The 14,056-nt window shown below is 36.6% G+C and carries 11 protein-coding genes; 4 read left to right on the plus strand and 7 right to left on the minus strand.

The window, feature by feature from the left end; all coding sequences use genetic code 11:
- Nucleotides 1-37 precede the first annotated feature (37 nt).
- Nucleotides 38-865: an endonuclease/exonuclease/phosphatase family protein gene (locus tag EK417_RS20655; protein ID WP_136523224.1), complete on the plus strand. Its 828-nt coding sequence runs from the start codon at nt 38-40 to the stop codon at nt 863-865.
- A 5-nt stretch (nt 866-870) separates the two neighbouring features.
- Here EK417_RS20655 and EK417_RS20660 read toward each other — a convergent pair whose 3' ends face one another.
- Nucleotides 871-1,557, minus strand: coding sequence for a response regulator transcription factor (locus tag EK417_RS20660; protein ID WP_136523225.1), 687 nt, complete (start codon nt 1,555-1,557; stop codon nt 871-873).
- Nucleotides 1,547-2,869 (minus strand): sensor histidine kinase, encoded by a 1,323-nt coding sequence (locus EK417_RS20665; protein ID WP_136523226.1) that lies wholly within the window; start codon nt 2,867-2,869, stop codon nt 1,547-1,549. The genes EK417_RS20660 and EK417_RS20665 overlap by 11 nt, the downstream gene beginning before the upstream one ends.
- A 117-nt stretch (nt 2,870-2,986) precedes the next feature.
- On the opposite strand from EK417_RS20665, the gene EK417_RS20670 reads away from it, so the two are divergent.
- The 3 genes from EK417_RS20670 (at nt 2,987) to EK417_RS20680 (ending at nt 8,329) form a co-directional block, all read left to right on the plus strand.
- Nucleotides 2,987-3,817 carry a GLPGLI family protein gene (locus EK417_RS20670; RefSeq protein WP_076596935.1) on the plus strand — a complete coding sequence of 277 codons (831 nt, stop codon included), beginning with the start codon at nt 2,987-2,989 and terminating at the stop codon, nt 3,815-3,817.
- Between the two features lie 170 nt (nt 3,818-3,987).
- Nucleotides 3,988-6,357: an outer membrane beta-barrel family protein gene (locus EK417_RS20675; RefSeq protein WP_136523227.1), complete on the plus strand. Its 2,370-nt coding sequence runs from the start codon at nt 3,988-3,990 to the stop codon at nt 6,355-6,357.
- A gap of 106 nt (nt 6,358-6,463) precedes the next feature.
- Nucleotides 6,464-8,329, plus strand: coding sequence for a M1 family metallopeptidase (locus EK417_RS20680; RefSeq protein WP_136523228.1), 1,866 nt, complete (start codon nt 6,464-6,466; stop codon nt 8,327-8,329).
- Between the two features lie 147 nt (nt 8,330-8,476).
- On the opposite strand, the gene EK417_RS20685 is transcribed toward EK417_RS20680, so the two are convergent.
- From EK417_RS20685 to EK417_RS20705, 5 genes are all read right to left on the minus strand, one after another.
- Nucleotides 8,477-9,862, minus strand: coding sequence for a phosphatase PAP2 family protein (locus EK417_RS20685; RefSeq protein ID WP_076596888.1), 1,386 nt, complete (start codon nt 9,860-9,862; stop codon nt 8,477-8,479).
- A 108-nt stretch (nt 9,863-9,970) separates the two neighbouring features.
- Nucleotides 9,971-10,984 (minus strand): zinc metalloprotease, encoded by a 1,014-nt coding sequence (locus tag EK417_RS20690; protein WP_136523229.1) that lies wholly within the window; start codon nt 10,982-10,984, stop codon nt 9,971-9,973.
- A 444-nt stretch (nt 10,985-11,428) separates the two neighbouring features.
- The gene (locus EK417_RS20695; protein ID WP_136523230.1) at nt 11,429-12,433 is read right to left on the minus strand and encodes a zinc metalloprotease; all 1,005 of its coding nucleotides are present in this window, start codon (nt 12,431-12,433) and stop codon (nt 11,429-11,431) included.
- 248 nt (nt 12,434-12,681) lie between these two features.
- Entirely contained in the window at nt 12,682-13,323 is a 642-nt protein-coding gene (locus EK417_RS20700; RefSeq protein ID WP_110368055.1) for a response regulator transcription factor, read from the minus strand.
- Nucleotides 13,320-14,051, minus strand: a complete 732-nt coding sequence (locus tag EK417_RS20705) for a sensor histidine kinase (protein WP_228402594.1) — start codon at nt 14,049-14,051, stop codon at nt 13,320-13,322. Before EK417_RS20705 ends, EK417_RS20700 begins: the two co-directional genes overlap by 4 nt.
- Nucleotides 14,052-14,056: the final 5 nt, after the last annotated feature.

Here is a 14,056-nt window from a genome sequence, read left to right on the forward strand (position 1 = left end):
GAAGTTTTATTTTTGTCTCTTACTGATAAAATAACATATGAATTTCAGATTTTCAATGGCGTTTCTGATGTTTTTTGCATTAGGATTTTCACAAGACCTTACCGTGATGAGTTTTAATATCAGACTGAACGTAGAGTCGGATAAAGACAATGCCTGGCCAAAAAGGAAACAGGACGTTGCGGATTTACTGACCTATTATCATCCTGATTATTTCGGAGTACAGGAAGCCCTTCCGGAGCAGATGAAAGATATTAAAACAGGATTGAAGAACTATGATTATGTAGGCGTAGGAAGAGATGACGGAAAAGAAAAAGGAGAGTTTTCTGCCATCTTTTATGATACAAACAAGCTGCAAATTATAAAATCCGGTACGTTCTGGTTATCTGAAACTCCGGAAAAACCTTCAAAAGGCTGGGATGCCGCACTGAACAGAATCTGTACCTATGCTGTATTTAAAGATAAAAAATCCAGGAAAGAATTTCTGGCGATGAACCTTCATTTTGATCATGTAGGAAATGTGGCAAGAGTAAAATCTTCCGAACTGATCCTGAAAAAAATCAAAGAGCTGAACCCAAAAAATCTTCCGGTAACGCTGAGCGGAGATTTTAACCTGACAGATGATTCCGAACCGATTAAAATTCTTTCCCGGAATATGAAAGATACTTTTTATCATTCAGAAACGAAACATTATGGCCCGGTAGGAACATTCACAGGCTTCAATGTGAATGAAGTTCCGAAAGACAGAATCGATTATATTTTTACACAAGGTTTTAAGATCAGATCTCACAGACATATTAACGACAGAAGAGAAAATCTGTTGTATCCGTCAGACCATTTTCCGGTGATTGTGAATCTTTCTCTATAAAAAAATCAGTTGGTTGGAAAATCGACTTCAAATCCAATTCCTCTCAGGGATTGGATTTTTATTTTAGGATCACTGTTGAAATACTTACGAAGTCTGCTGATAAATACATCAAGACTTCTTCCGGTAAAATAATCATTCGTTTCCCAGAGATTATCCAGAATGTTATCCCTTGTAATGATGGATCGGTTGTGCTTCAGAAGATACAGAAGCAGCTCCTGTTCCCGTATGGTTAATCGATTGTTTCCGTTAGCATGTGACAATAGAAGCTTAGTGGTATCCAGTACAAATTCTCCTATTTTTATCTGACTTTCTGTAACGGCGGGAAGTGTCCTTTTCAGAATGTTTTTAATCCGTAAAACAAGCTCTTCAGGATCGCATGGTTTGGCAATATAATCGTCAGCACCTATTTTCAATCCGGTCAATCGGTCTATTTTTTGATTTTTAGCTGTTAAAAATAACAATGGGAAATAACTTTTTTCCTTAATGATCATTTTAGCCAGAGAAAAGCCATCGATATTGGGCATCATCACATCCAGAATTCCGATCTGAAAAGGAAAATCAGCATGAACCAATGGTATGATATCTTCCGGATTCTGAAACCAGCTGACTTCAAAATCTTCCAATTCAAGATATTGTTTAAGAATCATTCCGAAATCCGGATCATCTTCTGCCAGAAGAATTTTAGTTTTCATAAGGAATTGATATTTTAAAAGTACTGCCTCTATAGATTTGACTGGAAACTTCTATTTTTCCGCCATAATTCGCAATGATCTTTTTCACGAAATAAAGTCCCAGCCCAAGACCTTTGCTGTTGTGAATATTGTTATTCTGTATTCTGTAGAATTTTTCAAAAATAGTATTGAGTTCTTTCGTTTCCATACCTTGGCCGTTGTCAGAAACTTCGACCTCCAATTGTTGAGAATTATTGCGGATGTGTATTTGAATAGCCGATGATCCGTATTTTACACTGTTTTCACAAAGATTTTTAATGACTGTTTCCATCAGGTTTTTATCAAAAGGAAGCTCTTGTGAAACTGTATTTTCAAGTTTAAAATCAGTATCTGGATAAGTAACAGAAAGATCCTGAATGAAAAAGTTCCAGTCCTCAGGTTGTACAGCGGTCATTTTATCAGGGATTTCATCTTTATGAAGCTGAAGCATCAGGCTTTCAAGCCGGGAAATCTGTCTGTCAATAAGAGGAAGTGTTTCAGGATTCCATTCTTTTTTTAATGCTTTGGAAGCTATTTTTAAAGTAGCAATAGGCGTTTTAAACTCATGTGAAATATTATCCACAATGTTGTGGAGAACTTCCACCTGCTTCTGCTGCTGGATCAGATTTCTGATCGTGAAAATATAAAGCAGAAGAACTCCCGAAAGAAGTATTATACAGCAAATAATCAATAAGGTAAGTTCTTTGAAAACGATACCTTTTATATTTCTGATCTCAAAATCTGTCTGGGTTTTAACAAGGAAAGTATTCTTTTTTTCAACGTGGCCTTTTTCCGTGTCATCTCTTTTGGTTGTTGAGGTTTCCCAGCTTCCGTTACTGGCAATACGCGGATTTTTAAGCTTATCCTGCGTTTCAAAAATAACAATAGGTTCGGTAATTACTTTTGAGCTGTCTGGCAGATGTACAATAGAAAGATACCGTATTCTTGCAGAGATTTCGTAACCGTCTTTCTGGTAGCGGCTGTCGATGTAATGAATCAGTCTTTCTCTGGCAGATTTTCTGTTTTCTATGAAATGATTCAGAAAGTCTTTTCTGTTGATCTCCTTGTTATGATACCTGATAATGATTTCCTGAAGAGAATCATCATTTTTTTCTTTCACCTCCTGAATATCCTCAAGGCTGTCTGTGTAATTGGTAAGTCCGTCATTCACGGATCTGTAAATGTCCCTTTCTTTTACCTGATAGGTTTTATACATAAAGTAAACCTGGATTCCCAATAAAAGCAGGAACAATGCGGCAAAAACCGAAATCAGAATTTTACTCTTGGCTATCATTAAAACAAAGATAAAACTTTAGTCATTTTACAGAAATTATTCTTTTATCATTAACCTTTTATTAACCTGATGATTAATATGATTTTTGGTAATTTTAGACAATTAAAAGCCTATTTAATGAAAAAGATGTTTTTTTTTATTCTGTTGATTGGGATGATCATCAACGCACAAACCCATCGCTTTATATATGAGCTTCAATACAGGCCTGATCCTAAAGATGCAAGTTATGATAAAGAAGAAATGGTACTGGATATCAATCCTGAAGAAGTGAAATTTTATGAATTTGAATTTTTAGCAAGCGATTCTTTGAATATCCTTCATGGAGGAATGACTTATCAGCATACCAGCCAGTCCGGACAGACCATTGTACGAAAAAGAAATTCCAATAAAAACAAAAACTTTGTTCAGATTATAATGATGCCGTATTATTATGTTTTTGAAACGGAGGATAATGTTCAGTGGAAAATAGAGGCTGATACTAAAAAGATCAACAGTTATAATTTGCAAAAAGCAACTGCCATGTTTGGAGGTAGAAACTGGACTGCCTGGTTTACTCCGGATATCAATATTCCTGAAGGACCGTATAAATTTAGAGGACTTCCGGGATTGGTTTTGTATGTGGAAGATGATAAGAAAGATTTTATATATTCTTTTTTGCGAAATAGTAATCTTTCCAAAACATATGATACAACAGGCTTTCTCGAAAAGCATTATTCATTGGCTCCTATTGTCATTGACTTTAAGAAATGGGTGAAACTGAATCTGGAGTTTTATAATGATCCCTATGCCAGAATGAGAACCGAATTTCAGCCGGACTGGAATGTACGCATTAATGGGCAGCAAATCAAAAGTAAAGAAGAGTTTGCAGGATTGACCAAGCAAACACAGATCAACATAAAAAAATATTATAATCCAATAGAACTGGATAAAATAATTCCTTATCCATAAAAATATTGTATTGATTTTGAAAACCTGAATTTCCGAATTCAGGTTTTCTTATTTTAAGAAGAAGGTATTAACCAATCATTAACCTTCTATTAACCGTGTTTCTTATAATCAATATAGAACTTTGTACCCATAGAACAGAACAGGGGTTTTGTTAGGATAAAAAAATAAATATGTATAAAATTCTTTTTCTTCTGTGTTTTCCAGCTTTGATTCTTGCCCAGAAACAAAAATTGGGAGGAACAGTAGTGAACACTGAAAACGAAAAGCTTTCATCAGTAAAGGTGGAAATTTATAATGCTCAAAATAAATTAATCAAAGAATTGAAAACAGATGAGAACGGGAAGTTTGTGATGGAGGATATCGCAGAACAGGAGATGAAGTTGGTTATTAAAAATCAGGGATATTCCTTATTTGAGAAAAAAATAGATTTAAAAGAGCCTGAAATGCTGAATATCATTCTTAAAAAAGAATCTCAGGAAATAGAAGAAGTGATGATGACAAAACGCAAGCCCTTGGTGAAAAGAAAGGTAGATCGTCTGGAATTTAATGTGGAAAACAGTAATATTTCTTCCCTCAATGCCTGGGAAATCCTAAAAAATACACCCAGTGTCACCATCAACAATAGTGTATTGAGTGTAAAGGGAAGTACCGGAATTCTGGTGACTATTAATGATAAAAAAGTAATGCTGACAGGGGATGAGCTTAAAAATCTTCTTGAAAATACACAGGGAGATGACGTAAAATCAGTAGAAGTGATGACCAACCCGCCTGCAAAATATGAAGCCTCAGGAAGTGCCGTACTGAATATCGTTCTGAAAAAGAATAAAATCGAAGGCTATCGTGGTATTCTTTCATCCAAATATGTGCAGACCCAATATGCGAAAGGCGTTTTTGGTGTTTCACAATATTTTAAAAAAGATAAACTTTCCTTAATGGGAAGCTATTATAAAGGGCTGGGAACGTACTACCGGGAAGGAACAGATTATGTAAACTATCCGGAAAGCCAAACCAGATGGGTGAGTACGATGAACAGGAAGGATAAAAACAATAACCAGAATACCCTGAATTTTAATGCGGAATATGAATTGGACAGTCTGACTAATCTAAGCCTCAACTACTCAGGGTATTTTTCTCCAAAGTCCTTCGGAACCTACAATGTTCCTACGCTGATCTATAACCAGCAGGATAGAGTAGAATCTGATTATACCACTATCAATGATCACCGTTCCCGTTCCATCAATAACTCTGTGAGCTTTCAGATAGACAGAAAACTGAATAAAAAAAGCAGTCTTTCATGGATTAATTATTTTACCGGAAATAATGCCGATAAATATCAGAATGTAATCACCTACCTGAATTTTGCCGGACAGCCACCGAAAGAAGATAACTTCCTTACCCGGAATAAAGCAGATGTTCAGCTGTATTCCACCCAATTCGATTATCAATGGAAAGGGGAAAAACTGGAACTTGAATCGGGAACGAAGTATAGTTTTGTAAAGACCGGCAGTACACTTGATTTCTCCGATAACGAGAACGGAGCATTACAATACAGACCGGAAAAAAGCAGTATTTTTGATTATAAAGAACACAATTTTGCCCTGTATTCTTCCTTAGCCTACGATATCGGGAAGTGGAGTTTCAAAGGAGGGCTCCGTGCAGAAATGACAGATCTTGAAGGCGTAGTTTCCGAACCTTATGAACTGAATAAGACCAATTACTGGAAATTTTTTCCCACTTTTTATGCACAATATACCACAGCAAACAAACAGGAATTTGGGTTCTCCTATGGAAAAAGAATCAGCAGACCTTCCTATTCATGGCTGAATCCTGCAAAATCTTACTACAATCTGTTTTCCTATTATCAGGGAGATCCCAAATTAAAAGCAACCATTACCCACAATCTTAATCTTACTTATTCCTGGAAAGACTGGAATATGGATTTGTACTACAGAAAAGAAATATATCCTTCCATGGAAATTTCCTATCAGGAACCAAGTACCAATAGTCTGATCTATTATTTTACCAATATTGAGAAAGGAGAAGCTTTCGGAGTAAGTTTGTATAAAAATTTCCAGGTGAAATCCTGGTGGAATATTATCCTTTCTGAAAATCTTGAACATAACGAAAATTATTTCAAAGGAATTGATGGAATATTGTATAAAAATAAAGTATGGAACTGGGTTTCCAATATTTCCACAAGCTTGACGCTGGATAAAAGCAGCGACTGGAAAATGGAAATGGGACACCGCTACTATTCTCCCGGCATACAGGGAACTTTCAGGATATCTTCTCTGTGGTCAGCCTATTTTGTAATGAACAGAAAATTCTTTAGTAAAAAACTGGAAGCCAGTCTTGTTTTTAGTGATATCTTCAGATCCACGGGGCAGAAGGTCAGCACAAAATATGCGAATCAGGATAATTATTTTCTTGATTATACCGATACTCAGGGAGTGACATTTTCATTGAAATTCAACTTTGGAAATCAATCGGTTAAAAATGCAAAAACAATTAAGAAGACAGCTGAGCAGGATAGATTGTAGAATATTTTAATTAAAAAGTCAATTGTTGTGAAATATTATCGTGAAATAATGGTCTTACGATGGTGTATTTTCGTTATTTTTGATACTTATCTTTAAAAAGATTGCTATGAAGAAAATTTTTTCCGGGATGCTGATCGCAGTTTCTTTACTGCAATTGTCAGCTCAGGAATTGTATATGCCGAGGAATATCAAAAAAGCGTATGAAAGAGGAACGCGTGATATCTCCGGAGCGCCAGGAAAAAACTACTGGCAGAATAAAGGAGTCTATAATGTAGAGGTGAGAGTAGATGCTGCTACAAAAGTAGTTTCCGGAAAAGAAACCATTGTTTATACCAACAACAGCCCGGATCATCTGAATGAACTGGCTATTCGATTTGTGAATAACCTTCACAAGCCGCAGTCGCCAAGATCTGGTTTTGTGTCTAAGGATTTCCTTTCGTCTGGACTGAAAATTAAATCTTTTACGGTAAACAATGTAAAATATGAGATCAACAGTGATGATTGGAGTACGGTTGAAAAAGTAAAATTAAAATCAGCTCTGAAAGCTAAATCAAAAGCTGAGGTTAAAATAGAGTGGGAATATCCATTATCAGTTCAGAGTGGAAGAGAAGGGCAGATTGATCCTGAAACATTTTATGTGGCATACTCTTTTCCGAGAATTTCCGTGTACGATGATTACAACGGATGGGATATGCTGCAGCACTCAGACAGACAGGAGTTTTATAATGATTTCAATGATTACAGTTTTGCCATCACCGCACCGAAAAATTATGTAGTCTGGGCAACCGGAGATTTTCTGAATCCGGAAGCTGTCCTTCAGCCCGAATATTTAAAAAGATATAAAGCTTCTCTGAAAAGTGATAAGCTGATGCATATTGCCACAGAACAGGAAATGAAGTCCGGAAAAGTAACCAGGCAGAATAAGTGGAACGTCTGGAAATTTAAAGCCAGCCATATTACAGATTTTTGTTTTGCGATGAGTAACCATTATGTGTGGGATGCAGCCAGTGTTCAGTTAAGAACAAAAAGAGCCAGTGTTCAGGCCGGATATAAAAACGGAGCTAAAGATTTTGAACATTATGTAGACTGGATGCGCTACAATCTGGATTGGTTCTCAAAAAACTGGCCGGGTGTGGAATACCCTTACAACGTCATGACGGCTATCCAGGGATACGCAGATATGGAATATCCTATGATGATTAATGATACCAGCATTCCTGATGATCTTAATGATGCAAGGCTTACGGCAGATCATGAAATTGCCCATACGTATTTCCCTTTCTATATGGGAATCAATGAAACAAGATATGCATTTATGGATGAAGGCTGGGCAACTACGCTGGAATATCTTATAGGTATTGATGAAAACGGAGAAGCGGCTGCCAAGGAATTTTACAAAAACTTCCGCGTTAAAAGATGGATCAATGATCCTTCTGCAGAACAGGATCAACCAGTGATTACGATGAGTACACAGGTAAGCGGTACCGGATATGGAAACAACTCTTATGTAAAATCTTCATTGTCTTATCTGGCGCTGAAAGATTATTTAGGAGATGAACTCTTCAAAAAAGCATTACATCACTACATGGATAACTGGAACGGGAAACATCCTGTGCCCTGGGATTATTTCAATTCTATGAATACAGGCTCTGGAAAAAACCTGAACTGGTTTTTCCAGAATTGGTTTTATACCAATAATTATATTGACTTAAAAGTAACAGGTGCATCCCAGATGAATGACATGCTTACTATTAATGTTGCAAATGTAGGGGGCTTTGCCATTCCGTTTGATGCTCTATTATCGTATGATGACGGAACAACAGAAAAACTCCATTTTTCACCTTCTGTGTGGGAAAAAGATCAAAAACTGACTGACCTTGTAATTCCCATTAAGAAGAAAATAAAATCGGTACAGCTGGACGGAGATATCTTTATGGATTATACTCCGGATGACAACCGTAAAAGCTTATAAAAGTAAAGAGGCTGTCTCAAAAGTCAAACAATCTGGCTTTTGTCATTCTGACGAAGGAAGAATCTCATTGATAACCAAACATATGAGATTCTTCACTACATTTCATTTCGTTCAGAATGACACTTTTGAGACAGCCTCTTTCTTGTTTTAAAAATAGGCAGTCAATCGTAAACCTAGTGTAATATAATTGATTTTTTCTTTAGCAATCAGGTTGTTCAGTTCCTGATCCAGTTCAGCACTTTCCTTAATATCATCACTGAAGTAATAGCGGATAGTAGAATTGATCTGATTGTAATCCGTATAGAAAGTAAGACCTAATCCGGGGTTGAACTTGTAGGTCATAGAAGCACCAGTATTCCATCGGAAAGCTGGTTTTGGTTTGTAGCTGGCTATCTGAAGCTCGTGGTTGGGAGCATCAATACCCTCTCCTCTTACAAATACTTTTCCATTGGCAGTAGCAGCGTATCCTCCGGTAATCTTTACCGTAAGCTGCCATTTATCTGATATTTCATGAGAAAAATAAGGTCCTATGCCGGCAGAAAGAAATCCCATGGATTGTGTTTTGATTTCATGATCACCAAAGTCCTGCCCGTCATCTAATGTTATTCTTTGAGATTTAATAGGGAAGCTGCTGAAGGATATATCGGCCCCCACGCCCCATTTTTTTGAAAAGAAATAAGCACCCTCCAGTCCGCCCTCAAAACCTATTTGTTTTTTATCATCCAGTTCAGATTCTTTCAGGAAGTTGGTTGTCCCTAAAGCAGTCCCCATTTTCAGCGCAAGAAAAGATGGGTAATCGTTACCCTGTATTCTGGATAACATACTTAAATTATCCCCCTTGTTTTTATAAATTTTGTCAATAAAAAAATACCCCAGTTCTGTTGATATAATCCCGATACCGGCACCGGCAAGAATATCCGGAACCCAGTGTCTGTTATTTAAATTTCTTCCAAGCCCTGTAAGAGTAGCAGAACCATATCCGGCAATACTGTAGGCCGGATTTACCAAACCATATTCTTTGTGGAGAAAGCTTGCATTGGTAAACGCCATAGCAGCATGTCCCGATGGAAAAGAATTGTTTTTGGATCCATCCGGACGTTCCACTTTTGCTGTATACTTAATAGAATTAACTAAAATTGCCATGATGGCTAAACTTGTACCATAAGATAAAGTAGCTCGTCCAATATTGTTACGGCCTTTTACACCTGCCAGCTTTAATCCGTAAACAGCTACAGCAGGAGCGTATTGCAGATAATCATCATATTTGACTTTGAAGTTGGGAAGATAGCGGTTTCTTACCTCTCGAATATTTTCTTTTTCTCCCCAAGTTGCTGCGGCTGCAGTAAAAAGAAGGGCAGGAGCTACTGATTTTTTTACCCATTCTTTTTGGAAAAAAGGAGTTTTCTCCTGAATAGTATACCCTGAATTGATGACTGCCAGATCTTCCTTGAGATTTCGGGATTGAATAGTATCCTGTGCTTTAATAAAGCATAATTGCAATAGTATTCCGGATGCTAATGCTATTTTTTTCATCTTGGTAGTAGTGAAATTTAAATCGCGTAAAAATATTAAAAAAATCTATCCCAAAAATTGAGATAGACTATTTTAATATTATTATAATATTCTAGCTGAGCTTTTTGATTACCTTAACCCTGCTCTTGGTCCAGATGCTGCTACTACAGCCTGCATTCTTGTTCTTTGGTTGGCAGAGAACATAACCATAGATTTGTCATCCACATAATCCATGTAGTTCATGAACATCTGAGAACGGCTTACCCCTCCGCACACTCTGTTCAGAGGATAAGTAGGATTTCCATAGTTAGGGCCGGGAGATGTAGGGGTATCATTAGAGTAATCCGTCTGGCATCCTGCATCAGATGATCCCCAAAGGTGCGGAAGGTTTAAGTAGTGTCCTACTTCATGTGTTACTGTTCTTCCTAAATTGAACGGAGCAGAAGCACCAGTTTTACCTATATACTGATATCCTATGACAAGACCGTCATACCATTGCCCTGCATGTTCAGGGTAATAGGCGTAGCCTAAGGTTCCGGGTTGGTTGTTTTCATCAAGGATTGAATTGACAACCCAGATATTCATGTTTTTTGTTACATCAGTGGCATCAATTCCTCCTGTGCTGGCTTTTTTCATTTGTTCCAGATCAGATCTCCATCCTGTCTTTGTACTCTGTTTGCGGTTGGTTGCTACTAATTTGAAACGGATTTTTACATCACCTGCTGCGGCTGGTTTAAATGCAGAAGGAATTTTCGTAATATCGGAATTGGTTGCTCCATAATCGGCATTTAAGACTGCAATTTGTTCTGCAATTCTTGCATCAGAAACATTCTGAGCAGAAGTGTTGTAAATTACGTTAAAAACTACTGGGATTTCAACAGTTCCATCTGCCAACACTTTTCCTATTTTAAGATTTTCTGCAAATTTTTCAGTACTGAATTCAATATCAGCTATTTTTTGCTTGAGTGAAGGGTTTTTCAGAAGCATTGCTTGTCTGATTTCTTCTGACGGACAGCTTCTTCTAAGTGCACTTGGAACAGTATTTTCCTGATCCGGAGAAGTCTCGTTTTGATGAGTTAAGTTGTCGTTGTTGCACGCCGACATAAAGCCCAGAACCAGGGCTCCAAATAAGAATTTTTTCATATCGTTATAATATAATTTGGTTGAGGATGTGAAATTATAGTATTTGAAATTAATATGCAAGCTATTTTTTAAAAATACTTAACGAATGTTTAATTTATAGGCTGTTTGATTGAATTTAAATCATGTAAATGATGAATGTATTGAATTTAGTTAAAATCAACTACTTGTTTTATATTTCACATTTAAGTATGTTTTGGGTGTAAATAATTTTAGTATTTTGCTGTTTTTTAGAATGTTTTTTATAATAAATCGGGCTGAAATGTTTTTTTTAAAGAGTCAGAAGACACTTATTTTCTTGGCAGATTATTCCAGTAGGTCCAATGGCAGATCTGATTTCAATATTTTTCATTATTATTTGTATTTCTGAAATGAAAACAAAGTAGGAGACAAAAAAATCTGTCTCAGACTTGAGACAGATTTCAAATATGTAAAAGGATTATAATTTTAATATACTCTTAATCCGGATCTTGCACCAGAAGAAGCTACTACAGACTGCATTCTTGTTTTTTGTCCTGCAGAGAACATAAACATGGCAGCATCATCTACATAATCCATATAATTCATAAACATGACGGATCTTTGTACGCCGCTGCAGGTATTGTATAGCGGGTAAGAAGGTTTTCCATAATTTGCTGTAGTTTGTGTAGGCGTGTCACTTACCTGGTCGTTTCCACAATTGGCATCTCCCCAGATATGTCTTAGGTTTAGGTAGTGGCCTACCTCATGTGTAGCGGTTCTTCCCAGGTTGAAAGGTGAAGAAGCTCCGGTTTTTCCAAAATATGGAGCGGCAATTACAACACCGTCATTCCATAAACCTGCAGATTCAGGGAAAGTGGCATACCCAAGAATGGTACGTCCCTGGCTGGTCATTTTACCAACCACCCATAAGTTTAAGTAATTGGTAGGATTAGTAGCATCAATTCCTCCTTTAGATGCTTTTTTCATATCATCATTAGTTGCCCAGCTTGTTTTTGAAGTGGATTTCCTAACGGTGTTTACCAGTCTGAATTTTACTTTTGTATTTCCTGAGCTTACCGTCTGGAATTCAGTCGGGATTTTGCTGGCATCAGTGTTGGTGCCGGAATAATCAGCATTCAGTACAGCAATTTGTTCTGCAATTCTTGTATTAGAAACGTTTTCAGCTGTTGTTTTGTAGATGACATTTACGATAACCGGGATTTCTACAGTACCATCGGCAAGAACTTTTCCAAACTTCACGTCATTGGCGAATTTTTCTGTGTTGGTTTCTAATGCTGCAAATCTTTGTTGGAGTTCAGGGCTTCTTTTTAATGCTTCTTGTCTGATTTCCTCAGAAGCACAGCCTCTTTGAACCAGACTTTCGGTAGTTACTGCTTCGTCAGTTGTGTTTTCGTTTTGATTGGTGATGCTGTCATTGTTACATGCAGCCATTACACTGAGCATAAAAGCTCCAAATAATAGTTTTTTCATATCAAAATCATTTAGGTTGAGAATATGAAATTATATTATTTAAAATTAAAATACAAGAATTTTCTTTGTTTTATTGATTTATGGTTAATTTTTGCTTGTTTTGCTTGTGTTTTATTTAGTGTTTTTGCTTATTTATTGATATTTGCTTAATTTAAATGAATTCGCTGATTCATTTTTGGTTTTTAATTTTTTTGTGTAAATTATTTTCTTTTAAAATCATATTTAAAAGAATTTTTTCACGGTAAAACTTAATTAGCGAAACCATTTTTAATGGCAAAGACGGCTAGTCCTACACGGGTTTTGAGATCCAGCTTTTCACAAAGCTGGTCACGATAGCTTTCCACTGTTCTTGGGCTGCAGCACATTCTGTCTGCAATTTCCTTATAGCTGAGTTCGGTTACTGTGTATTTTAGAAATTCTTTTTCTCTGTCGGAAATTCTTACTGCAATCTCAGTTTCTGTCTCTTTGTTCAAATTGGAAAATATGATTTTGGAAGCCCAATCCGGGTAAAAGAAACCATCGCTATTAAGTCTGGTAAGTGCGGTTTCCAGATCTCTTGGATGGGTGTTTTTCAGCAGATAGCCTTTTGCTCCGCTCCTGATCATCTTAATTACACTGTTATCATCTCCCTGCATGCTGAGTGCCATAATTTTAATATCAGGGTGGTTTTTTGTAAGCCATACTGCCGTTTCAAAACCGTCCATGATAGGCATGCTGATATCTAAAAGAATAATATCAGGAATCGGGTTGCCCTCTTCAAATTTCTGGATAAGATCTTTCCCGTTTTCACTTACATAGATCACTTCAAATTCACTGAAATTACCAATAATTCCTTCCAGAGCTTTAGCAATAAGTATATGGTCGTCAACAATGACAATAGATTTTTTCATGACTGTTTTTTTAAGATAATATTGATTTGAGTTCCCCTATTTTCCTGGCTTTCCATACGAAAACCTGCGCCTATGATTTCTGCTCTGTTTTTCATATTGGTAAGGCCTATTCCATTGGATTTGATCTGTGAAGTATCAAAACCGATTCCATCATCACGAATATCAAGTTCCCAAAGGATATCTTCTGAAGTATTAAGGCTGATAAAAATATTTTTACAACGGGAATGTTTTATACTGTTCTGAATAAATTCCTGAGTAATTCTGAGAAGAACATTCTTATGAACAAAACCTAAATCCAGTTGTTTAAAATTGTGTTCAAAACTTACATGACATTTTTTAAAGGAATTGGTATTATCTACTTCTTCCTGTATCAAAGTTACAATTTCCTTCTGGTTGATGTTGTCATCCGTTAACGTTTTTGACAAGCTTCTGAGATCCTGCAGAGATTGATTGATAATCTGCGAAACCTGATCAATTCTTTCACTTGCCTCGGATACCTTATTTTCATAAAGCATCTGCTGTACATAAAGGCTTACGAGGGTGAGTTTCTGGCCAATGTTGTCGTGCAGTTCTCTTCCGATCTGCTGCATCGTGGCCTGCTGAATTTCCAATTGGGTAGAAAGGAGCTCTCTCTGATGAAGTTCATTTTTTCTTTCTATTTCATTCACGTGTTCCTTCTTGCGTTGTTTGTAACTTCTGATATAGACCAAAACTGCCGTTACAAACATTACAA

It is taken from the genome of Chryseobacterium candidae, assembly GCF_004916905.1.
GTDB classification, from domain to species: Bacteria; Bacteroidota; Bacteroidia; order Flavobacteriales; family Weeksellaceae; genus Chryseobacterium; species Chryseobacterium candidae.

Bases quoted from the DNA above. Each gene is read 5' to 3' on its own strand.
- EK417_RS20655 (WP_136523224.1), top strand. From the start codon at position 38: ATGAATTTCAGATTTTCAATGGCGTTTCTGATGTTTTTTGCATTAGGA.
- EK417_RS20660 (WP_136523225.1), bottom strand. From the start codon at position 1,557: ATGAAAACTAAAATTCTTCTGGCAGAAGATGATCCGGATTTCGGAATG.
- EK417_RS20665 (WP_136523226.1), bottom strand. From the start codon at position 2,869: ATGATAGCCAAGAGTAAAATTCTGATTTCGGTTTTTGCCGCATTGTTC.
- EK417_RS20670 (WP_076596935.1), top strand. From the start codon at position 2,987: ATGAAAAAGATGTTTTTTTTTATTCTGTTGATTGGGATGATCATCAAC.
- EK417_RS20675 (WP_136523227.1), top strand. From the start codon at position 3,988: ATGTATAAAATTCTTTTTCTTCTGTGTTTTCCAGCTTTGATTCTTGCC.
- EK417_RS20680 (WP_136523228.1), top strand. From the start codon at position 6,464: ATGAAGAAAATTTTTTCCGGGATGCTGATCGCAGTTTCTTTACTGCAA.
- EK417_RS20685 (WP_076596888.1), bottom strand. From the start codon at position 9,862: ATGAAAAAAATAGCATTAGCATCCGGAATACTATTGCAATTATGCTTT.
- EK417_RS20690 (WP_136523229.1), bottom strand. From the start codon at position 10,984: ATGAAAAAATTCTTATTTGGAGCCCTGGTTCTGGGCTTTATGTCGGCG.
- EK417_RS20695 (WP_136523230.1), bottom strand. From the start codon at position 12,433: ATGAAAAAACTATTATTTGGAGCTTTTATGCTCAGTGTAATGGCTGCA.
- EK417_RS20700 (WP_110368055.1), bottom strand. From the start codon at position 13,323: ATGAAAAAATCTATTGTCATTGTTGACGACCATATACTTATTGCTAAA.
- EK417_RS20705 (WP_228402594.1), bottom strand. From the start codon at position 14,051: ATGTTTGTAACGGCAGTTTTGGTCTATATCAGAAGTTACAAACAACGC.